The 20979-nt window shown below is 67.8% G+C and carries 19 protein-coding genes and 1 riboswitch; of the genes, 15 read left to right on the forward strand and 4 right to left on the reverse strand.

Annotated features, from left to right (window positions below; all coding sequences use genetic code 11):
* Nucleotides 1–20: 20 nt before the first annotated feature.
* Entirely contained in the window at nucleotides 21–656 is a 636-nt protein-coding gene (locus AC1D1G_RS09880) for a TetR/AcrR family transcriptional regulator (protein ID WP_477951877.1), read from the reverse strand.
* Nucleotides 657–865: 209 nt separating this feature from the next.
* Between AC1D1G_RS09880 and AC1D1G_RS09885 the strand changes: the two genes are divergently transcribed.
* From AC1D1G_RS09885 to gcvP, 15 genes are all read left to right on the forward strand, one after another.
* Nucleotides 866–1669, forward strand: a complete 804-nt coding sequence (locus tag AC1D1G_RS09885; RefSeq protein WP_105422626.1) for an SDR family NAD(P)-dependent oxidoreductase — start codon at nucleotides 866–868, stop codon at nucleotides 1667–1669.
* Between the two features lie 40 nt (nucleotides 1670–1709).
* On the forward strand, nucleotides 1710–2831 hold the full coding sequence (locus AC1D1G_RS09890) for a DUF5938 domain-containing protein (RefSeq protein WP_280784894.1): 1122 nt from the start codon (nucleotides 1710–1712) through the stop codon (nucleotides 2829–2831).
* A 34-nt stretch (nucleotides 2832–2865) separates the two neighbouring features.
* Nucleotides 2866–4386 carry an acyl-CoA synthetase gene (locus AC1D1G_RS09895; RefSeq protein ID WP_477951880.1) on the forward strand — a complete coding sequence of 507 codons (1521 nt, stop codon included), beginning with the start codon at nucleotides 2866–2868 and terminating at the stop codon, nucleotides 4384–4386.
* A 72-nt stretch (nucleotides 4387–4458) separates the two neighbouring features.
* Nucleotides 4459–5076, forward strand: coding sequence for an NUDIX hydrolase (locus tag AC1D1G_RS09900; RefSeq protein WP_025432828.1), 618 nt, complete (start codon nucleotides 4459–4461; stop codon nucleotides 5074–5076).
* A 42-nt stretch (nucleotides 5077–5118) separates the two neighbouring features.
* On the forward strand, nucleotides 5119–6177 hold the full coding sequence (locus AC1D1G_RS09905; protein ID WP_283335170.1) for an SMP-30/gluconolactonase/LRE family protein: 1059 nt from the start codon (nucleotides 5119–5121) through the stop codon (nucleotides 6175–6177).
* Between the two features lie 115 nt (nucleotides 6178–6292).
* Nucleotides 6293–6916, forward strand: coding sequence for a CDP-alcohol phosphatidyltransferase family protein (locus tag AC1D1G_RS09910; RefSeq protein ID WP_280784892.1), 624 nt, complete (start codon nucleotides 6293–6295; stop codon nucleotides 6914–6916).
* Nucleotides 6916–7779: a DUF881 domain-containing protein gene (locus AC1D1G_RS09915; RefSeq protein WP_283335169.1), complete on the forward strand. Its 864-nt coding sequence runs from the start codon at nucleotides 6916–6918 to the stop codon at nucleotides 7777–7779. The genes AC1D1G_RS09910 and AC1D1G_RS09915 overlap by 1 nt, the downstream gene beginning before the upstream one ends.
* A 32-nt stretch (nucleotides 7780–7811) precedes the next feature.
* Nucleotides 7812–8174 (forward strand): small basic family protein, encoded by a 363-nt coding sequence (locus AC1D1G_RS09920; protein ID WP_005264197.1) that lies wholly within the window; start codon nucleotides 7812–7814, stop codon nucleotides 8172–8174.
* A 7-nt stretch (nucleotides 8175–8181) separates the two neighbouring features.
* Nucleotides 8182–8928: a DUF881 domain-containing protein gene (locus AC1D1G_RS09925; protein WP_105422640.1), complete on the forward strand. Its 747-nt coding sequence runs from the start codon at nucleotides 8182–8184 to the stop codon at nucleotides 8926–8928.
* A 42-nt stretch (nucleotides 8929–8970) separates the two neighbouring features.
* Nucleotides 8971–9375 (forward strand): glycine cleavage system protein GcvH, encoded by a 405-nt coding sequence (gene gcvH / locus AC1D1G_RS09930; protein WP_005562897.1) that lies wholly within the window; start codon nucleotides 8971–8973, stop codon nucleotides 9373–9375.
* A gap of 295 nt (nucleotides 9376–9670) precedes the next feature.
* Nucleotides 9671–10195, forward strand: a complete 525-nt coding sequence (odhI, locus tag AC1D1G_RS09935; protein ID WP_411194628.1) for an oxoglutarate dehydrogenase inhibitor Odhl — start codon at nucleotides 9671–9673, stop codon at nucleotides 10193–10195.
* Nucleotides 10192–10932, forward strand: coding sequence for a transcriptional regulator FtsR (gene ftsR / locus AC1D1G_RS09940; protein WP_105422644.1), 741 nt, complete (start codon nucleotides 10192–10194; stop codon nucleotides 10930–10932). Before odhI ends, ftsR begins: the two co-directional genes overlap by 4 nt.
* A 142-nt stretch (nucleotides 10933–11074) precedes the next feature.
* On the forward strand, nucleotides 11075–11548 hold the full coding sequence (locus AC1D1G_RS09945; RefSeq protein ID WP_105422646.1) for a bifunctional nuclease family protein: 474 nt from the start codon (nucleotides 11075–11077) through the stop codon (nucleotides 11546–11548).
* Nucleotides 11549–11832: 284 nt separating this feature from the next.
* On the forward strand, nucleotides 11833–12453 hold the full coding sequence (locus AC1D1G_RS09950; RefSeq protein ID WP_037229402.1) for a MerR family transcriptional regulator: 621 nt from the start codon (nucleotides 11833–11835) through the stop codon (nucleotides 12451–12453).
* Between the two features lie 69 nt (nucleotides 12454–12522).
* Nucleotides 12523–12646, forward strand: a riboswitch (glycine riboswitch).
* A 174-nt stretch (nucleotides 12647–12820) separates the two neighbouring features.
* Nucleotides 12821–15673 (forward strand): aminomethyl-transferring glycine dehydrogenase, encoded by a 2853-nt coding sequence (gene gcvP, locus AC1D1G_RS09955; RefSeq protein ID WP_283335167.1) that lies wholly within the window; start codon nucleotides 12821–12823, stop codon nucleotides 15671–15673.
* A 45-nt stretch (nucleotides 15674–15718) separates the two neighbouring features.
* Here gcvP and AC1D1G_RS09960 read toward each other — a convergent pair whose 3' ends face one another.
* From AC1D1G_RS09960 to AC1D1G_RS09970, 3 genes are all read right to left on the reverse strand, one after another.
* Nucleotides 15719–16873, reverse strand: coding sequence for a metallophosphoesterase (locus AC1D1G_RS09960; RefSeq protein WP_280784888.1), 1155 nt, complete (start codon nucleotides 16871–16873; stop codon nucleotides 15719–15721).
* Nucleotides 16870–18600: a substrate-binding domain-containing protein gene (locus AC1D1G_RS09965; protein WP_477951931.1), complete on the reverse strand. Its 1731-nt coding sequence runs from the start codon at nucleotides 18598–18600 to the stop codon at nucleotides 16870–16872. Before AC1D1G_RS09965 ends, AC1D1G_RS09960 begins: the two co-directional genes overlap by 4 nt.
* Nucleotides 18601–18792: 192 nt before the next feature.
* Entirely contained in the window at nucleotides 18793–20976 is a 2184-nt protein-coding gene (locus tag AC1D1G_RS09970) for a malate synthase G (RefSeq protein ID WP_477951882.1), read from the reverse strand.
* Nucleotides 20977–20979 lie beyond the last annotated feature (3 nt).

Below are 20979 nucleotides of genomic sequence, written 5' to 3' on the forward strand. Positions count from 1 at the left end.
CCGCCGAGAAGTGACCGGCCCTACCGTGCCGGAATGACGAGCGCCAGTACCTGATCGACGTTGTCCGCGAGGTTGTCCGCCGCCGTGTCGTCCCCCGACAGATACTTCGCGAGGCTCTGCTGGAACAGTCCGTCGAAGACCGCATAGATGGTGGCCGGGGCGACGGTGATCGTGCGCCCCGCCAACTCCGCGTACCGGGACACGATGCGCCAGATCATGTTTTCGAGGCTCTTGTCGATCGCGGCGACGTCTGCGCGGAACGATTCCTCGAACAGCGACTGCGAGCGGAGGTCGTACCAGAGGCGATGCATGGTGGCCTCGTCGCGGAGCGAAGCCACCAGCACCCGGCCGAATCCCGCCTTCAACTCCTCGGGAGTCTGCGCCGTGGCGACCACCCCGTCGTATCGCGTGACGCACCGGGCCTTGTAGTGCCGCACGCAGTGCGTGATCAGATCGACCTTGTCGCTGAAGTAGTAGTGCAGGACGCCGTGGGAGAACTCGGAGTTCTGGGCGATCTCCCGGAGACTGGTGCGGGCGTAGCCGAGTTCAGAGAGGGTCTGCAACGCGGCCTCGGCGAGCTGATCCCGGCGCTCGGCGAACTTGTCGACCTGGCGGCGCGAGACCCGATCGGCGTTCTTCTCGGCGACGGGTGTCACGGCATTCTTCCTGTTCGGCTCGCACGGTCCAGCACGGTGAGCATCAGTCTAGCCCGCGTTCCTTGACGACTGTGTAACAAAAACTTGACAGTCGTCAAGAGAATTCTTGACAGTCGTCCAAAGTGGAATACTCTGTGATCCACACCACATCGCGGACTCGATCTCGTGACGTGGTTTCCGCGAATCGTCCCGTACGAAGGCAGGTCGGAATGAGCGTCAGTGATCTTGCAGGACGGAAAGCGCTGGTCACCGGTGGTGCGAAGGGGTTGGGCGCCGGTATGGCTGCCGCCCTCGCCGACGCCGGTGCGGCGGTCGTGATCGGCGACGTCCTCGAGGAGGAAGGGCGCGCGACTGCCGATTCCGTCGCGAAGTCCGGCGTCGACACCGGATTCGTGAAACTCGACGTCACCGACGACGGCAACTGGGAGCGCGCCGTCGCTGCCACCGTGGAGCAACTCGGCGGACTCGACCTCCTCGTCAACAACGCGGGCATCGAGATCTCGTCACTCGTGGTCGACATCGATCCCGCCGACATCCGCCGGATGTGCGAGGTCAACATTCTCGGTGTCGCGCTCGGTCTGAAGCACGGTCTGCGCGCGATGCGCCCCGGAGGCGCAGCGGGATCGGGCGGGGCGATCGTCAACGTCTCCTCGGTCGCCGCGACCATCCCGTTCCCGGGCATCGCCGGCTACTCCGCCACCAAGTCGGCCGTCGACCGGCTGACCCGGGTCGCGGCCCAGGAGGCAGGCAAACTCGGGTACGGCGTCCGCGTGAACTGCGTGTACCCCGGGCTGGTCGCCACGGAGATGGGACTCGGGCTGGCCGCCGACATGGAGCGGCTCGGACTGTGGCCCAGCGCCGACGCCGCGGTCGCCGACGTGATCGGCCTGACGCCTCTCGGGCGTCTCGGCGAGGTCGCGGACATCGCCGACACCGTCGTCTTCCTGGCCTCCGACGCCGCTCGCTTCGTCACCGGAATCGGCCTGCCGGTCGACGGTGGCATGGGCATGTAACCGATCTCCCGAACTTTTCTCACATACCGAAAGGCATCTCATGACCGACAAGAAGCCCGTCATCGTCTACGGAGTCTCCGGATACACCGGGCGCCTCGTGTGTGAATACCTGCGCGAGTTCAACATTCCGTTCGTCGCCGCGGGCCGGGACAAGAAGCGGATCCAGGAAGTGCTCGACCGGATTCCCGGCCTGGACACCGTCGACCACGAGGTGGTCGAGGTCGAGCACACCGTCCCGGCCCTGACGGAATTGTTCAGTGGCGCAAGGGTTGTCAGTAACATGGTCGGCCCGTTCATCAAGCACGGTGCCGTCGTCGTCGAGGCGGCTCTCGCCGCGGGCTGTCACTACACCGACACGACCGGTGAGCAGGACTGGGTTCTGGACGTGCAGGCGAAGTTCGGCGACAAGTTCGCGGAGAAGGGTCTGCTGCTGTCACCCGGTGTCGCGCAGATGTACACCACCGGTGAGATCGCCGCGAACATCGCGCTGGAGACGCCGGGATTGGACACCCTCGACATCCTGGTGTTGTGGAAGGGCTTTCCCACCTATGCGTCCACGCAGACGATCTTCACGATCCTCAAAGCCGACTGGTACTACCTGGAACAGAACCGGTACGCGAAGTGGGACCCAGGTACCACGTTCGAGGTCGTGGTGCCGGGGCAGCACCAGATGGCCCTCGCGCTGCCGTGGGGCGGCACCTGCCATCCCGTGTGGTTCAAGGACGATCCACGGGTGGCGAACGTGAAGGCGGCAGGCGGCGTGTTCGACCGTTCCGTGATGGAGGGTGTCGTCGCGACGCAGAAGATGGTCGAGGAGCAGATCAAGACCCTTCCCGCGGACGAGCAGGACGCGGCGCTCGCGGAGATCGCCGGCTCCGTGCAGGCGGGAATGCCGCCGCGGGAGAACCCACGGGTCAACACGTCGCTCGACTCCGTGTACGCGTCGGGGCCGCTGGGGCGGGCGCACTGTGTCATCCACGGCAACTGCAACTACAAGCAGACGGGTCTCCTGCAGGCGTACGCCGCGTACTCCCTGTTGCAGCAGCCTCCGAAGCGGACGGGTCTCGCGTCGGCGTGCCAGGCGTTCGGGCATCGCGAACTCCTGGGAGTCCTGCGGAGCTTCGGCCTCGTGATGGAGCCGGTTCTCACCGTGCAGAGCTGATCGTCCCGGCCGCGACCTCGAGGAGAACCGCACCATGCGTTTGACCGACTACCTCGACAAGGGTGCCTCGCTCGGTCCGTCGTCGCCGTGCCTGACGATGGGTGACCGGACGCTGTCGTACGCCGATGTACAGGACCTGAGCCGGCGCGTCGCGGCCGCGCTGGCCCGGTCGGGGATCGCCGCCGGTGACAAGGTGGCCGTCCTGTCCGGCAACGATCCGACCGCGTTCTCGTGCGTCTTCGGGATCAGCCGGGCGGGGGCGGTGTGGTGCCCGATCAACCCGCGGAACGAGGCGGCGGAGAATCGGGACCTGCTCGCCCTCTTCGACTGTCGCTGCTTGATCTTCCAGAAGGCGTTCGCGCCCTTGGTCGATCGGATCCGTCGGCAGTTGCCGCTGCTGACGACGCTCGTGTGTCTCGACGGCGACGAGGAGTACGCCCACCCGTTCGACGACTGGCTGGGTACCGAACGTCTCGACGTCGAGCCGGTCGACGATCTCGCACTGATCGTCGGCACCGGCGGGACGACGGGGAGGCCGAAGGGGGTGATGCTCACCGGCCGGAACATCGAGACGATGTCTGCGCTGACCCTGATGAGCTACCCGTTCGACGGCAGACCGGTCTACCTCGCCCTCGCGCCTTTGACGCACGCGGCCGGTGTCCTGTGTTTTCCAATTCTCGCCCTCGGCGGACAGGTGGTCATCATGCCCACGCCCGACCTGGGGCAGTTCCTCGCGCACATCGACCGGGACCGCGTCACCCACACCTTCCTTCCGCCGACCCTGATCTACATGCTGCTGGACCACGCCGACCTGCCGACGACGGACCTGAGTTCGCTGCAATGCTTCTGGTATGGCGCGGCACCGATCTCGCCGACCCGGCTCGAAGAAGCGCTGACCCGGATCGGGCCCGTGATGGCCCAGCTGTTCGGGCAGAGCGAGGCGCCGATGATGATCGCGACGATGGCGCCGAAAGACCATTTCCACGCCGACGGCTCGGTGGCGACAGCCCGGCTGAGCTCCGCAGGCAGGCCCTCCCCGCTGGTCACCGTCGCCATCATGGACGGGCAGGGGACGCTGCTGCCTGCCGGTGAGCGAGGCGAAGTGGTCGTGCGCAGCTCGCTCGTCATGACGGGGTACTACAAGAATCTTGTTGCGACGCAGGAGGCGTCGGCGCACGGCTGGCATCACACGGGCGACATCGGGTACCTCGACGACGACAACTTTCTGTACATCGTCGACCGGTCCAAGGACATGATCATCACCGGCGGATTCAACGTCTATTCCGTCGAGGTGGAACAGGCGCTCATGGCGTACCCCGGAATCCAGGACTGCGGGGTGATCGGGCTCCCCGACGAGAAATGGGGTGAACGTGTCGTCGCCGTCGTCCAGTCCCGAGCCGGAACACCGATCGAGGCCGACGCACTCACGGCGTTCGTGAAAGCGCGCATCGGCAGCGTGAAGACCCCGAAGGAAATCCTGGTCTGGCCCGATCTGCCTCGTTCCACACTGGGGAAGGTGCTCAAGAACGAGATCCGGCAGCAATTGCTCGGCTGACGGCCGGCGCGGGGTTCGAAACGCGGGGGATCGGAGCGTGGGTTTCGCCGCGACTGGCGATACTGTCGGGTGATGGTGAATGGGCACGCACTGAGCAGGGAACGGCTCGCCGACGCGCTGGCACGGTTCGAACCACGGATCGTGGACCCGACGAATCGGCGGTCCGCGGCGGTCGTGATCGCCGTGATGAACGATGGCGCCGACGGTCAGGCCGTTCCGCTGACCATGCGCCCGAGCAAGATGCGTGCGCATCCGGGGCAGTTCGCGTTGCCCGGCGGCGGAGTGGATCCGGGGGAGACCGGCGAGGACGCCGCCCGGCGCGAGCTGCACGAGGAACTCGGCCTCGACGTGGAGCCGTCCGCGGTGCTCGGCAGGCTCGACGACTACGTCACCCGCTCCGGGTACGTCATCACCCCGTTCGTCGTGTGGTCGGACCAGCCGATCACGTCGCTCGTCCCCAACCGCGAGGAAGTGGCGGAAGTGTTCTCGGTGGGCGTTCCCGAGATCGACGCGGAGCCGCGGTTCGTCGAGATCCCCGAATCGTCGAAACCGGTGATCCAATGGCCGTTCCGCCGTCACCTCGTGCATGCCCCCACCGGCGCGGTCGTGTACCAGTTCCGGGAGGTCGCGCTGCACGGGAGACACACGCGCATCGACGGATTCGACCAGCCGGTGTTCGCCTGGCGTTAGCGAGACCATATCGACTGGCGGACACGACTAATCTCACAGTTCGTGACCCTCTTCGAGTCTCTCGCCCGCAAGCTCGACCGCACCGGTGTCGACCCCGTCGTCTGGCACGCCCCGCCGCCGCCGACGCTCACGGGAGTGCTCGCTCCCAACAGGGTGCTCGACGACGCGCACCGCTGGACGCTCCCCGCCGGAGAAGGCCCGGAGGACGTCGCCGTCGATCACGACGGCCGGGTGGTCACCGGAGGCAACGACGGCCGGATCTGGCGGTTCGACAGCCACGGACACGCCACCGAACTCGCGAACACCCACGGGCGCCCCCTCGGGGTCGAGGTCCTCGACGACGGCAGGTTCCTGATCTGCGACGCCGAGCGCGGTGTGCTGCGGGTCGACGACAAGGGACGCGTCGACGTGCTCGCCGACGCCGCGGCCGGGCGCCCACTCGTGGCGTGCAACAACTCGGCGGTCGGCCGGGACGGCATCGTGTACTTCACCGACTCCTCGGCGCACTTCACGATCGCCGACCACCGCTACGACCTTCTCGAGCACCGCGGGACCGGCCGTCTGCTGCGTCTGGACCCGCGGACGGGGGAGACCGACCTCCTCGCCGAGGGACTGCAGTTCGCCAACGGTGTGGGACTGGCCTCGGACGAATCTTTCGTCCTCGTCGCCGAGACCGGCTCGTACCAGATCTCCCGCGTCGACCTGACCGGCCCGTCGCAGGGTGCGGCGTCGGTGTGGGCCGCGAATCTGCCCGGCATACCGGACAACATGACGTCCCAGACACGGGACGGCCTGTTCTGGGTGGCGCTCTACAGCCCGCGGATGCGCTTGCTCGACCTGCTCGCGCCCTATCCCACGCTGCGCATCGTCGCGGCGAATCTGCCGGAGGCCGTGCAGCCGAATCCGGAGCACGCCGGCTGGGTGATCGCCCTCGATCACCGCGGCGAGATCGTGCACAGCCTGCGCGGAGGCAAGGGCAGCTATTCCCCCGTCACAGGTGTGCGGGAGCACGACGGGTGGCTGTACCTGGGAAGTCTGACCGCGGACGCCGTCGCGCGCGTCCCGGCCCCACCGCGACCGGACGTTGCGCGGGGCGAGTGACACGGCCGGACGGACGGGACGATCGACTGAACACCATCCCGGTTGTGGAAGAGTGGCGAGAGCGGTGCGACGAGCGCCCGAAAACAGGTCCGCACTCGACGCTGGGGAGATTTTGGTGAATTCGGTGGACCGGGACACTGTGCGGTCGGACCGGATCGTGACCGTCCCGAACCTCCTGAGCGTGGTTCGACTCCTCGGCGTGCCGCTGTTCGTGTACCTGCTGCTCGTCACCCACTCCGACGGGTGGGCACTCGCGATCCTCATGATCAGCGGCTTCACCGACTGGCTCGACGGCAAGCTGGCGCGGATCCTCGACCAGTCGTCGAAGCTGGGTGCGCTGCTCGACCCCTTCGTCGATCGCCTCTACGTCGTCACGACGCTGGTGACGTTCGTCCTGCGCGGGTTCATCCCGTGGTGGGTCGCGGCGATCCTGATCGGCCGCGACGCCGTTCTCGCGCTGACGCTGATCATCTACCGACGGCGCGGTCTGCCGCCCCCCGACGTGATGTACCTCGGCAAGGGTGCCACCTTCCTGCTGATGTTCGCGCTGCCGATGACCCTCGCGGCGCACGGTGACTGGAGCATCGCGACCGTGGCGCAGCCGCTCGGCGCGGCGCTCCTGATCTGGGGCACGGTGCTCTACGTGTGGACCGGGCTGCTCTACACCGTGAACGCGCTGACCGTCGCGCGCACCGTTCCCGTGCGAGGACCGGGCGGCGACGAACACGAGGTCCAGTGATGAAACGGACAGATTCCGGAATCCGCAGGAATCCGGTGCCGTCCCTGCTGCAGTCCCTGATGAACGATCATCTGGACCCCGGGTACGAGGGTGCGGCCGAGGATCGTGAACAGGGACATTCACGGCAGACACGGGTCGGTCAGCAGGTGTGGATCGCGATCGGCGCGCTGCTCGTCGGGCTCGTGCTGTCGGTCGCCTACCGCCAGGCCACCGAACGCATCCCCGGCACCGAGCAGGTGCGGTCCGAACTCCTGAGCAAGGTGCAGGACGCAGAGGATCGGGCGGGCGCCCTCGCCGCCACCCGGGACACGCTGTCGACACAGACCGACGACGCGCGCGCCACCGCGCTGGCCGGCGACGCCCGAGGCGCGGCACTGCTCGACGAGCTTCGCGGCCTCGAGGGGGATGCCGGAGTCGAGGCCGTGCACGGTCCCGGCCTGACCGTGACGTTGACGGACCCCGCAGCCAAGCCCAACCTCTCCGACTCGTCCCAGCGCAGTGTCGGGGGGAAGGCCGTGGTGCTCGACCGCGACCTCCAGTCGGTCGTCAATTCGCTGTGGGCGAGCGGCGCCGAGGCCATCGCGGTCGGCGACGTGCGGATCGGCCCGTCGGTGACGATCCGCCAGGCGGGTGGCGCGATGCTCGTGGACAACCAGCCGGTGTTCTCGCCGTACGTGGTCTCCGCGATCGGCCCGCAGGGACCGATGCAGACCGGATTCGTGGTGAGCGACGCCTATCTGCGGATGTCCAGCGTGGCGCAGCTGTACGGCATCGGCTTCGCGGTGGCGGAGGCCGACGATCTCCACTTGCCCGCCGCCCCGGCGCGGGAAGTGCGGGCAGCCCGGGAAGTGGGAACACGATGACAACGGCGGAGTCGAATGGAGGAGTCACACGAATGAAGGCAGCACTGAAGGGCGGATCCGCGATCTACGGGGTGCTCGCCCTGATCGTGGGCATCGTGCTGGGCGTGGTGTTCAGCCCGCAAGTGCCCGACGCCGTGCAGCCCTACCTGCCCATCGCCGTCGTCGCCGCGCTCGACGCGGTGTTCGGCGGACTGCGCGCGTACCTCGACGAGATCTTCGACTCGAAGGTGTTCGTCGTCTCGTTCGTGTTCAACGTCCTGGTGGCCGCCCTGATCGTGTGGCTCGGTGACCAACTCGGTGTCGGAACCCAGCTGTCCACCGCGATCGTCGTCGTGCTGGGCATCCGCATCTTCGGCAACGCGGCCGCCCTCCGGCGACGTCTGTTCGGGGCGTGAGCGCGGCGTGAGCGGACACGAGGGCAGACACGAACTGCACGGGAACGAACCGGCGACGTCGCAGCGATCGCACGTCGTCTTCGCGCTGCTGGCCGCGCTCCTGCTCGGCGGGCTGGGAATCGCGATCGTCACGCAGGTGAAGAACACCGGGTCCGGTGACACCCTCGACTCGGCGAGCCCGGCCGATCTCCTGGTCGTCCTGGACACGCTGAACCAGCGGGAGGCTGCCCTGCGGCAGGAGATCGCATCGCTGGAACAGACCTTGGCAACGTTGCAACAGAGCGGCAGTTCCGGAGCGGCGCTCGACGAGGCGCAGGCCCGGTTGACGGCGCTGTCGATCCAGGTCGGCAGCGCACCGGCCACCGGTCCCGGGGTGACGATGCGCATCACCGACCCCAACAAGGGAGTCGGCTCCGAGGTCCTGCTCGACCTCGTGCAGGAATTGCGTGCCGCCGGTGCCGAAGCCGTCCAGATCCAGGGTGCGGACGGCCCGCCCATCCGGATCGGCGTCGACTCCTGGGTGTCCGGTTCGGCCGGCGGCGTGTCGGTGGACGGCCGGAAGGTGAACGCCCCCTACGGCGTGGTCGCCATCGGTGATCCGCCGACTCTGGCGGCGGCCCTGAACATTCCCGGCGGGGTGGTCGACACGGTCGCGCGCAGCGGCGGACAGCTGACGATCGAACAATCGCAGCAGGTCACGATCGCCGCCTTGCGGGAGGCGAAACCTCGCCAATACGCTCAGCCCGGAAATTGATCTTCGCATCCGCCCGCGGATTGCCATCGAAAGGAAGCCACTGTGAGTGAGCTCGAAATTCCCGCCGATCGTCGGTACACCGCCGAACACGAGTGGGTCGAGCGGACGGGGCCCACGACGGTACGCGTCGGCATCACCGATTTCGCGCAGTCCCAGCTCGGCGACGTCGTGTTCGTCCAGCTTCCGGCGGTCGACGAGGCCGTGACGGCGGGCGAATCGTTCGGCGAGGTGGAATCCACCAAGAGCGTCTCCGACATCTTCGCCCCGCTGACGGCGAAAGTCGTTGCCGCCAATGCCGATCTGGACGGCAACCCGGAACTCGTGAACTCCGCGCCCTACGGGCAGGGGTGGCTGGTGGACCTCGGTGTCGACGACGAGGCGACCCTCGACGCGGCACTGGCCGAAATGCTGGACGCCGCCGGCTATGCAGACATCACGGCAGGATAATTTCCCGAGAACACGCGAGGCGGTAATCGGATGGTTTCGGAAGGTGCCGACAGCCCGGAAACCGGGTTGCCGGAAAAATCCGCTGTCGGAATACCGGTTCGTAATGTGCTGGCGGCCTGTCTCACTACACGCACCGGCGTGCGCAGGGTACGGTCGATGTTGAACGCATGTGCCGTGTCGGGGCGCAGGTCCGTAGTTTGAATGTGATCGTGGGAGTTTGCACAGAAGTTAATGTGCACGGGAACCGAATTATGTAGTACCGAGTGGCATTGCGTAGTCCAGCGAATCTTGCTGGATGATCGAACTAGGAGGAGAAACGGTGAGCGAGAACGGCAACGACGCGGTCTATGGGGAGACGCCGGCGGAAACCACGTCGGTCTTCCGCGCGGACTTTCTCAATGAGCTCGACAACTCCTCGGCAACCCAGGCTCCGGAAGCTCCGGTGTCGGGTGTGGAGGGACTGCCCGCAGGCTCTGCTCTGCTCGTCGTCAAGCGTGGACCGAACGCAGGGTCGCGCTTCCTGCTCGACCAGCCGACGACGTCCGCGGGACGGCATCCCGACAGCGACATCTTCCTCGACGACGTGACCGTCAGCCGTCGTCATGCGGAGTTCCGTCAGGAGGACGACGAGTTCCAGGTGGTCGACGTCGGCAGCCTCAACGGCACCTACGTCAACCGGGAGCCGGTCGACTCGGCTGTCCTGGCGAACGGTGACGAGGTCCAGATCGGCAAGTTCCGACTGGTCTTCCTGACCGGACCCCGGACCGCTGCCGGTGGCTCGCAGATCGGTGAGACGTCAGCTGGTGCGGGTAGCCAATGACCGCGGTGCGGCAGCAGCAGGCGCAATCGGGGATGTCGATCGGCTCCGTGCTGGATCGACTCCGCCCCGATTTTCCTGATGTGACGATCTCGAAGATCCGATTCCTCGAAGCCGAGGGTCTCATCAGCCCCCAGCGCACTCCCTCGGGGTATCGGCGATTCTCGATCGCCGACTGTGAACGACTGCGCTACGTCCTCACTGCGCAGCGCGATCAGTATCTGCCGCTGAAGGTCATCAAGGAGCAGCTCGAGGCCATCGACAGAGGTGTGGCCACGGTCGGCGCAGGCGATTCTTCGCCGCGCCGGCCGCGCGCGCTCACGGTGGCCCCGGGCGAGGTGTCCCCGGAGGAGTTCCTCACCGACCGCGAGGTGCGGATCAGCCGCGACGATCTGATCGCCCGGGCAGGGATCGACGAGAAGTTCCTCGGCGAACTGACCCGCGGAGGCCTGGTCGTTCCCGGGCCGGCGGGATTCTTCGACGAGGACGCGGTGACACTGGCGCGCACCGCGAGGGCGATGTCCGAGTTCGGACTCGAGGTGCGGCACCTGAGGGCGTTCAAGCTGGCGGCCGACCGCGAGGCCGGGCTGGTCGCGCAGATCGCCGGGCCTGTCGCCAAGGGCCGCGACGCCGGCGCCCGTGATCGCGCCGAGGAGATGGTGCGCGAACTGGCCGCCCTGTCTCTGACGTTGCACACCTGCCTGGTGAAGTCGGCAGTCCGGGGTGCGCTCGATCGGTGAGGTGAACCCGCCGACCGTCCCCACTTCCCAACGACGCTGCGCTCGAACGGCTGTACGGTCGAAGAGCAGACACGAATCGAATAGAATCCTGGTACGGCATTGTGTGCCGCGGACGGACCATTGCAGGGTGGAGGCAGACGCGATGAGCGAAATGCACGTGATCGGAGTTCGTGTCGAGCAACCCCAAAGTCAACCTGTTCTGCTGTTGCGTGAAACCGACGGCGAGCGGTACCTGCCCATCTGGATCGGCCAGACCGAGGCCACCGCGATCGCACTCGAACAGCAGGGCGTCGAGCCTGCGCGTCCGCTGACCCACGATCTCATCAAGAACCTGATCGAAGCCTTCGGTCGCACCCTGAAGGAAGTTCGCATCGTGGACCTGCGCGAGGGCACGTTCTATGCCGACCTCGTGTTCGACCAGAACACCCGCGTCTCGGCCCGCCCGTCCGACTCCATCGCCATCGCACTGCGAATCGGGGTGCCGATCTTCGCCGAGGAAGCGGTACTCACGGAGGCCGGTCTGGTTATGCCCGACGAGCGCGAGGACGAGGTCGAGAAGTTCAAGGAATTCCTCGAGTCCGTGTCGCCGGACGATTTCAAGGCAACCGACGGCTAGTTTGCGCCGTCGGAAAAGCCTCGGGCGCGGAGTAACGGTTGAGGTTCCTCCGGCGCGTTGCGTTGACCCCGTCTCTTCGGAGTCATAGCGTTCAGTGCAGTGATTTTCTGCCCTGCAGATTGTATCGGGCGTACGCTGAGTAGGTTCAGGGTACGGACTTGCTCGATGTCACTGGTGGCGCTTGCGCCGCTCGATGTGCTGTGGCTGTGCCGCGGGCACTGGCGACGCGCGTCACAGGCGCACTGATCGTCGGGTTCAGTGCAACATGCGAGAGGGAGTAGTCAGTGGGAGATCGGCCGCAGGAGAATGCGCTGAATCTTGCGCCCGGCGACAACGTTGCCGAGTCCGAATTCAGCTCCGAGGAGATCCAACCGGGCCTCTTCCCGGACGATTCCGTGCCCGACGACCTCGTCGGATACCGCGTCCCCATCGCCTGCCAGATCGCGGGAATCACCTACCGCCAGCTCGATTACTGGGCTCGCACGTCGCTCGTCGTGCCGTCCATTCGTGGCGCAGCAGGTTCGGGCAGCCAACGGCTGTACTCGTTCAAAGACATCCTCGTCCTCAAGATCGTCAAGCGTCTGCTCGACACCGGAATATCCTTGCAGAACATCCGAGTGGCCGTCGACCACCTCCGTAAGCGCGGAGTGCGGGACTTGGCCAAGATCACACTTTTCTCGGACGGGACCACGGTCTACGAGTGCACGTCCCCCGAAGAGGTCGTCGATCTGCTCCAGGGCGGGCAGGGTGTCTTCGGTATCGCGGTGAGCGGTGCGATGCGCGAACTGACCGGCACCATCGCCGATTTCCCGGCCGAGCGCGCCGATGGCGGCGAGAGCGAACAGAGCCCCGAGGACGAACTGGCGTCGCGACGCAAGAACCGCGCGAGCCGCAAGACGGGCTAGCCCGCATCCATCGGAGCGCGGCGCTGCCTGCGCCGCCATCTGCAGCCGTGACATAGACTGGCGGTGCGTCGACGCCGTGCGGGAGAGTTCCGGGCACCGCAAGCACAGAAACATCGTGTGTGCGGGAGTTCGGGCGCCGAAGGAGCAACACCTCCCCGTCAATCTCTCAGGCAGACAGGACCGTGCGGGCTCCGACGTCTCTGGAAAGCGGTGGGAGCACCCACCCGCCCACGGGGAAAGGGCCGTCTTCACACCCGAATGACGGTACCGAATCTCTCAGGCGCTCGATTCGAGCAGGCGACAGAGGGGGAGGGACGTTCCGCTACGCGGGGCGTGTCCTGATCCTCCGAACTGCTTGGGAGTTGTCGTGATCGACGCTGGAAGCCGTACATTCGCCGATCGTCATGTCGGCCCGAACGCTGCGGAACTCGCGCACATTCTCGAACTGGTCGGAGCCGATTCGCTCGACGACCTCGCGTCGAAGGCCGTCCCCGCCGTCATCCTGGACGGGGTGACGGGCGGCATCGCCGACGGCCTCGACGCGCTGCCTGCACCGGTGTCCGAGCACGAAGCGCTCGCCGAACTGTCCGCACTCGCCGCGCAGAACACCGTGGCGACGTCCATGATCGGTCTCGGCTACTACGACACCCTCACCCCGCCGGTGCTGATCCGGAACATCATCGAGAACCCGGCCTGGTACACGGCCTACACGCCGTACCAGCCCGAGATCAGCCAGGGCCGCCTCGAAGCGCTCCTCAACTTCCAGACGATGGTCGCCGACCTGACCGGCATGGAGGTCGCCAACTCGTCGATGCTCGACGAAGCCACCGCCGCCGCCGAGGCGATGACGCTGCTGCGCCGGGCGAGCAAGAGCAAGTCCCCGCGGTTCGTCGTCGACGCCGACCTGTTCCCGCAGACGCTGGCCGTCGTCGAAACCCGGGCCGAGCCGCTCGGCATCGAGATCGTGGTGGCCGACCTGTCCGCCGGCCTTCCGGACGGTGACTTCTTCGGCGTCCTCGCGCAGATGCCTGGCGGGTCCGGCCGCATCGTCGACTACACCGACGTGATCGCCGCCGCCCACGAGCGCGGCGCACTGGTCGCGGTCGGGGCGGATCTGCTGGCACTCACACTCCTCACCCCGCCCGGCGAGATCGGGGCCGACGCCTGCTTCGGCACCACCCAGCGGTTCGGTGTCCCCATGGGCTTCGGTGGCCCGCACGCCGGTTACCTCGCCGTGCACACCAAGCATGCACGTCAGCTCCCCGGCCGTCTGGTGGGCGTCTCCGTCGATGCCGACGGTGACAAGGCGTACCGGCTGGCGCTGCAGACCCGCGAGCAGCACATTCGCCGCGAGAAGGCGACGTCGAATATCTGCACCGCTCAGGTGCTGCTGGCGATTCTGGCGGCCATGTACGCCAGCTACCACGGCGCCGAGGGACTGAAGGCGATCGCCCTGCGCGTGGCGAACACGGCGCACTCCCTGGCCGCCGCGCTCCGCAGGACCGGGGCCGTCGTCGTACACGAGCACTTCTTCGACACGATCCTCGTTCGAGTCGCCGGCAGAGCCGCGGACGTGGTGGCGAAGGCGAAGGACGCCGGCATCAACCTGCGGTTCGTCGACGCCGATCACGTCGCCATCGCGTGTGACGAGGCCACCACTGCCGACGACGTCGCCCAGGTGCTGGCGGCGTTCGGCGGCGAAGGCGCCGTGACCGAGGAAGCGGGCACGTCCGTCCCCGACGCGCAGCTCCGCGGATCCGACTACTTGCAGCACGAGGCCTTCACCCGGTATCGCACCGAGACGGCGATGCTGCGCTACCTGCGGGCGTTGTCCGACAAGGACATCGCACTCGACCGCAGCATGATCCCCCTCGGTTCGTGCACGATGAAGCTCAATGCCACCGCCGAGATGGAAGCGATCACCTGGCCCGCGTTCGCCGGACTGCACCCGTTCGCGCCGACCGGGGACACACCGGGAATCCTCCGCATCATCAAGGACCTCGAGAACTGGCTCGTGGCCGTCACCGGCTACGACGCGGTCAGCCTGCAGCCGAATGCCGGTAGCCAGGGCGAGTACGCGGGGCTGCTCGCGATCCGTAACTACCACCTCAGCCGCGGAGACGACCACCGCGACACCTGCCTCATCCCGTCGAGCGCCCACGGCACCAACGCCGCATCCGCGGTCATGGCCGGGATGCGCGTCGAGGTCGTCGCCTGCCGCCCGAACGGTGACGTGGATCTGGACGACCTGCGGGCGAAGATCGCCGACCATGCCGAGCGCCTCGCGGCGATCATGATCACCTACCCGTCCACACACGGTGTGTACGAGCACGAGATCGCCGACATCTGCGCCGCCGTCCACGACGCCGGCGGCCAGGTGTACGTCGACGGCGCCAACCTCAACGCCCTGGTCGGCCTGGCCCGTCCCGGCCGGTTCGGCGGCGACGTGAGCCACCTCAACCTGCACAAGACGTTCTGCATCCCGCACGGTGGCGGTGGCCCCGGCGTCGGTCCGATCGGTGTGCGGTCCCACCTCACGCCGTTCCTGCCCGGACATCCGCTCGCACCGGAACTCGGCACAGCCGGACCGATCTCCGCGGCCCCCTACGGCAGTGCGTCGATCCTCCCGATCACGTGGGCGTACATCCGGATGATGGGCGCCGTCGGGCTGCGCCGCGCAAGCCTGACCGCCATCGCCTCGGCCAACTACATCGCGCGCCGCCTGGACGAGTACTTCCCGGTCCTCTACACCGGCGAGGGCGGAATGGTGGCACACGAGTGCATCCTCGACCTCCGGCCGATCACCAAGGACACCGGTGTGACCGTGGACGACGTCGCAAAGCGCCTCGCCGACTACGGTTTCCACGCACCGACGATGAGCTTCCCGGTGGCGGGCACCCTGATGGTGGAGCCCACCGAGAGCGAGAACCTCGAAGAGATCGACGCCTTCTGCGAGGCGATGATCGCGATCCGCGCCGAGATCGACCGCGTGGGCGCGGGGGAGTGGCCGGTGGACGACAACCCGCTGCGCGGTGCCCCGCACACGTCCGGTTGCCTGGTCGCGGAGTGGAACCACCCCTACACCCGTGAGACGGCGGTCTTCCCCCGAGGCAAGGCACGGCCGAAGGTGTGGCCGGCGGTGCGGCGCATCGACGGTGCACACGGCGACCGCAATCTCGTGTGCTCCTGCCCGCCGATCTCCGCATTCGAAGACGCCTGACACAGCCGATGCCCGTCCCGCTCACGCGGGGCGGGCATCGCTCGCTCAGTCCTCGCGCACCAGCTCGAGGATCGTGATCTCCGGTGGGGCGCCCACCCGCACGGGCGGACCCCACGTGCCCACACCACGGGTCGTGTAGAGGACGGTGTTCCCGATGCGGTCCAATCCCGTCACCGACGGCTGCTGCAGCGGCACCAGATAACGCAGCGGCCACATCTGCCCGCCGTGCGTGTGCCCCGACAGTTGCAGGTCGACACCGAGGTCGGACGCTTCCAGTGCCTGCCGCGGTTCGTGCGCGAGCAGCACGACGAACGTCGACGGGTCGCGTCCGGCGAGCGCGGCCGGAAGGTCGGGTTCGTACGGGGCCGGCGAGGAATAGTCGTGGATGCCCGCGACGTCGAGGGTGGCGCCGCCCCGGGTGATCGTCGCGCGCTCGTTGCGCAGCGTCCGGATGCCCAGCCGGTCCCACACATCCAGCCAGCGACCACCGTCGTCGGCGTAGAACTCGTGATTGCCACTGACACCGAACACCCCGAGCGGGGCCTCGAGGTCGCCGAGCGGTTGCAGATCGGGCGACACCTTGGCGACGGTCCCGTCGACCAGATCGCCCGCGATCGCGACGAGATCCGGCTGCTGCGCGTTTACCAGGTCGACGACCCGCCGGGTGAAATCCACTCCCCGCGCCGGGCCGACGTGAAGGTCGGACACGAGCGCCACACGCACACCGTCGAACTCGGCGGGCAGACGCTTCAGCGGCACCCGAACCCGCACGATCCGCGGCCGCGCGGCCTCCGACACCCCGTAGCCGGCGGCGCCGACGGCACCCACCACCACGACGGCGGTGGCGATGCGCAGGCTTCGCCGCCGCGACAGATCGACCTGTTCGTCGTTCCCGGTGCCGCGCAGGCGGCCGAACAGCCGCGTCAGCAGCGACACCAACGCGACCAGGAGAAGCCCGAGCACCAGATAGAACATCGCGCCGAGCCACACCCAGCCCACCCATCCCGGGGGACGCGCCCATCCCGGATCGAAGGCTTCGCCGCTGCCGACGCCGATGACCGCGAGAACCCACAGGACCACGAGGGTCACGTCGACGACCACCGACCAGGGCCGGCCGAGCCCGGTGGCCCGCACGAGTCGCCGATGGAGCCACCATGTGACGAGTGCGAGGAAGACCGCGAAGACCAGGAGCCTCGTCACGACAGCAGCTTGCTGATCGCGGTCGGCAGTGCCGCTCCGTCCGAGGACGCGACCTTCTCCAGCGACCCGCCGGTGCGATCGGCCAACGCCTGCAACGTGTTGAGGTCGGAGTTCTCGCCGATCGTCACCACGTCGATGCGCACCGGCTTCGACGTGCTCGAGGCCGCAGCGATGGCGGACAGCAGATCCGCGCGGGCAACGGAGTCGTCGTTGGCCCCGTCGGTGACGAGCAGCACCGAGTTGGTGCGGCCCGGCGTGTATCCGTCCACCGCGCTCTTGTAGGCCGCTTCGAGCGACGTGTACGTCGAAGACCCGGTGGCGGGTGTCGCCTTGGCGAGCCGGGCGTCGAGTGCCTGCCTGCGGGTGCCCTCCGTGAAACCGCCCGCCGAGAGGGGACCGGTCGCGACCACGGTCGTGTACGGCCGCGACCCGTCGAGCGTCGTGCTGTACTCCCACAGCCCGAGGTTCGACGAGTCCGGAGAACGGTCGACGTGGGCTGTGAGCGCTGCCGTCGTGTTCGCGAGGCGCGTCGCCGTCCCCTCGCGCTCTCCCATCGAGCTGGAAACGTCGAGCAGGACGGTGGAGGTGCGGGGGGTGATCGGATTCCGGATCACCTGCATCAGCTCGGCCGCAGCGGCCGCATCGGCGGGAACGAGGGTGGATTCGAAACCGGGAAAGGCCAGCGCGGTGTCGTCGGGCCGGGCGAGTCCCTCGACGCGGAACCCGGCGTCGGCCAGGACCTGTGCCTGTTCGGGTCGACGGACGAACTCCGCGAACTGCGCGGCGGCGCGGCTCTGTGTCTCGTCGACGGACGGGCCGGCCAGAACGGCCGCGGGGTGATCTGCCACGGGTGTCGGGCCTTTCGGCATCGATGTGGTGATGTCGGCTCCGGGTGCGTCGCGCAGGGCCTGGTAGACCTGCTGTTCGGTGGCCGCGACCGCGTGGATGCCGGAGGTGGCGGGATCGCCCTGCTCGGCCAGCGCGGTGAGCGCCTCCCGCGTCGTCGCGGGCTTCGTCCCCGACGACGCCTCGTAGCCGAGCGCCAGACCGGTGAGTGCCGACGTGACGGGAACAGAACGAGCCTGCTCCTCCGTCACCGGACCCGTGGGGCTTCCCGCGACCGCGGCTGCAACCGCTTCGACTGCCATCTCCGTGCTCTCGGCGCCGGGGCCGACGGGGAGCGCCATCCCCAGGCTGCCCCAGCCCGGCAGGCCGAGAGTCGCGAGGGAGTCGCGGCCGGTCTGCAGCGACGGCAAGTCCTTCCAGTCGATCGCCGGCGTGCCCGGCGCGTTCGCGAACGCCGTCCGGACCGCGAGCACGACGGGGCTGGTCGCCACGGGACGCGCTTCGCCGCTGATGACGCCGGTCGCTGACACCTGCTTGACGGAATGCGAGCTCGACGGAATCCACAGAGCGGGGCGAGGCCCGAGCGCCGCTGCGTCCCACGGGCCGTCCGGCCCCGCGGACAAGGCGTCGCGCACGGTGTCGGACGCGACGGCGGTGACCGTCACCGACACGCACTGATCGCGGATCACCGGGGCAGTCTCCGTGAAATGGTCGGCGAGAGTCTGGAGCTGGGGTGCGATGTCGGGATCCGCCGCGACCGCGAGCACGGATTCGCCTTCCACGCAGGCGCCCGCGGCAGCCACGCCCTGATCGGTGATCCGGTCACGCAACTGGAACCAGCCCACGACACCTGCCGCGATCACGACGACGAGACCGAGCACGATCAAAGGCCCCCTGCTGATACCCCTGGCGCGCGATTCGCCGCGATGCTGCCCCACGTGCTTTCCAGCCCCTGTCCGACGAGTTCGACGTTGACCCTCGCAGTGTAGTGATGCGCAGGATCAACCCGACCTGACACGTGAGTGGCAAAGCGTGCGCGAGCACGCTTTGCCACTCACGTGGGGGGCGACCGGTCAGGCGTTGGCTGCTTTGTATTCGCGGCGGCGGCGGTGCAGGATCGGTTCGGTGTAGCCCGACGGCTGCTTGGTGCCGTCGAGGATCAGTTCCTTCGCGGCCTGGAAGGCGATGTTGGTGTCGAAGTCGGGGGCCAGGGGCCGGTAGGTGGGGTCGTTCTGGTTCTGCCGGTCCACGACCGGGGCCATCCGTTGCAGCGACTGCACGACCTGGTCGGCGGTGACCACTGCGTGCCGGATCCAGTTCGCCAGCAGCTGGGAGGAGATGCGGAGGGTGGCGCGGTCTTCCATCAGGGCGACGTCGTGGATGTCGGGGACCTTGGAGCAGCCGACGCCGGCGTCGATCCAGCGGACCACGTAGCCGAGGATGGACTGGCAGTTGTTGTCGAGCTCTTCCTGCTTCTCGGCCTCGGACCAGTCGGTGTTCGGGGCGAGGGGGATGGTGAGGATCTCGTCGAGGGTGGCCCGCCGGGTCCCCGTCAGCCGGTCCTGGACGGCGACGACGTCGACCTGGTGGTAGTGGGTGGCGTGCAGGGTGGCCCCGGTCGGGGACGGCACCCATGCGGTGTTCGCGCCGGCCTTGGGGTGGCCGATCTTCTGCTCGAGCATCTCGGCCATCAGCTCGGTCATCGCCCACATGCCCTTGCCGATCTGCGCCCGCCCCTGCAACCCGCAGGCCAGACCGGTGTCGACGTTCCAGTCCTCGTAGGCGGTGATCCAGGTCTGCTTCTTCATCTCGGCCTTGCGGATCATCGGCCCGGCCTCCATCGAGGTGTGGATCTCGTCGCCGGTGCGGTCGAGGAACCCGGTGTTGATGAACACCACCCGCTCCGACGCCTCCCGGATGCAGGCGGCGAGGTTGACGGTGGTGCGGCGTTCCTCGTCCATGATGCCGACCTTGAGGGTGTTGGCGGGCAGCCCCAACACCTGCTCGATGCGGCCGAACAGTTCGGTGGTGAACGCGACCTCGTCGGGGCCGTGCTGCTTGGGTTTGACGATGTAGATCGACCCGGTGCGGGAGTTGACCAACGGCCCCGTCTGATCGCCCGTGCTGAGTCCGTGGACGGCGCACAGGGAGGTGATCAGGGCGTCGAGGATGCCCTCGGGGATTTCGGTGCCGTCGCCGTGCAGGATCGCCGGGGTGGTCATCAAATGCCCGACGTTGCGGACGAACAGCAGCGACCGCCCGTGCAGGGTGAGCTCGGACCCGTCCGCGGCGGTGTAGGTGCGGTCGCCGTTGAGGCGGCGGGTGAAACTTTTGCCGCCCTTGGTCATCTCCTCGGTCAGGTCGCCGCGGTTCAGGCCCAGCCAGTTGCGGTAGCCGATCACCTTGTCGTCGGCGTCGACGGCGGCGACGGAGTCCTCGAAGTCCATGATGGTGGTGACCGCGGACTCGAGCACCACATCCTTGACCCCGGCCGCGTCCGTTTGGCCGATCGGGGAGGTGGGGTCGATCTGGATTTCCGCGTGCAACCCGTGATTGCGCAGCAGCACACTGGTCGGGGCGGCCGGGTCGCCGAGGTAGCCGACGAACTTGCCCGGCTCCGCGAGCCCGGTGATCGTGCCGTCGGCGAGCTGCACGGTCAGGGCGGTGCCGTCGACGGTGTAGCGGGCGGCGTCGGCGTGCGAGCCGGTCGTCAGGGGGGCGGCGGTGTCGAGGAAGGTGCGGGCCCAGGCGATGACCTTGTCGCCGCGGACCTTGTTGTAGGAGGCACCGGCCTCCGCGCCGCCGTCGTCGGGGATGGCGTTGGTGCCGTACAGGGCGTCGTACAACGACCCCCACCTCGCGTTGGAGGCGTTCAGCGCGAAGCGGGCGTTGAGGACCGGGACCACCAGCTGCGGGCCGGCGGTGGCGGTGATCTCGGTGTCCACGTTCGCCGTCGACACCTCGAACGGGGCCGGTTCGGGCACCAGGTACCCGATCTCGGTCAGGAACGCCTTGTACTCGGCCGGGTCGATCACGGCGGCGGCCCGGTCGCGGTGCCAGGAATCGATCCGGGCCTGCAGGTCGTCGCGGGTGGCGAGCAGGGCCTTGTTCTTCGGCGCCAGCTCGTCGATCACCTTGGCCGCACCCGACCAGAACCCGTCGGCGTCCACCCCGGTCCCCGGCAGCGCCTCCTCGTTCACGAAGTCGTAGAGCACCTTCGCGACCTGCAGACCGCCGACCTCAACACGCTCAGTCATGAA

It is taken from the genome of Rhodococcus sp. P3_B8 (assembly GCF_056402775.1).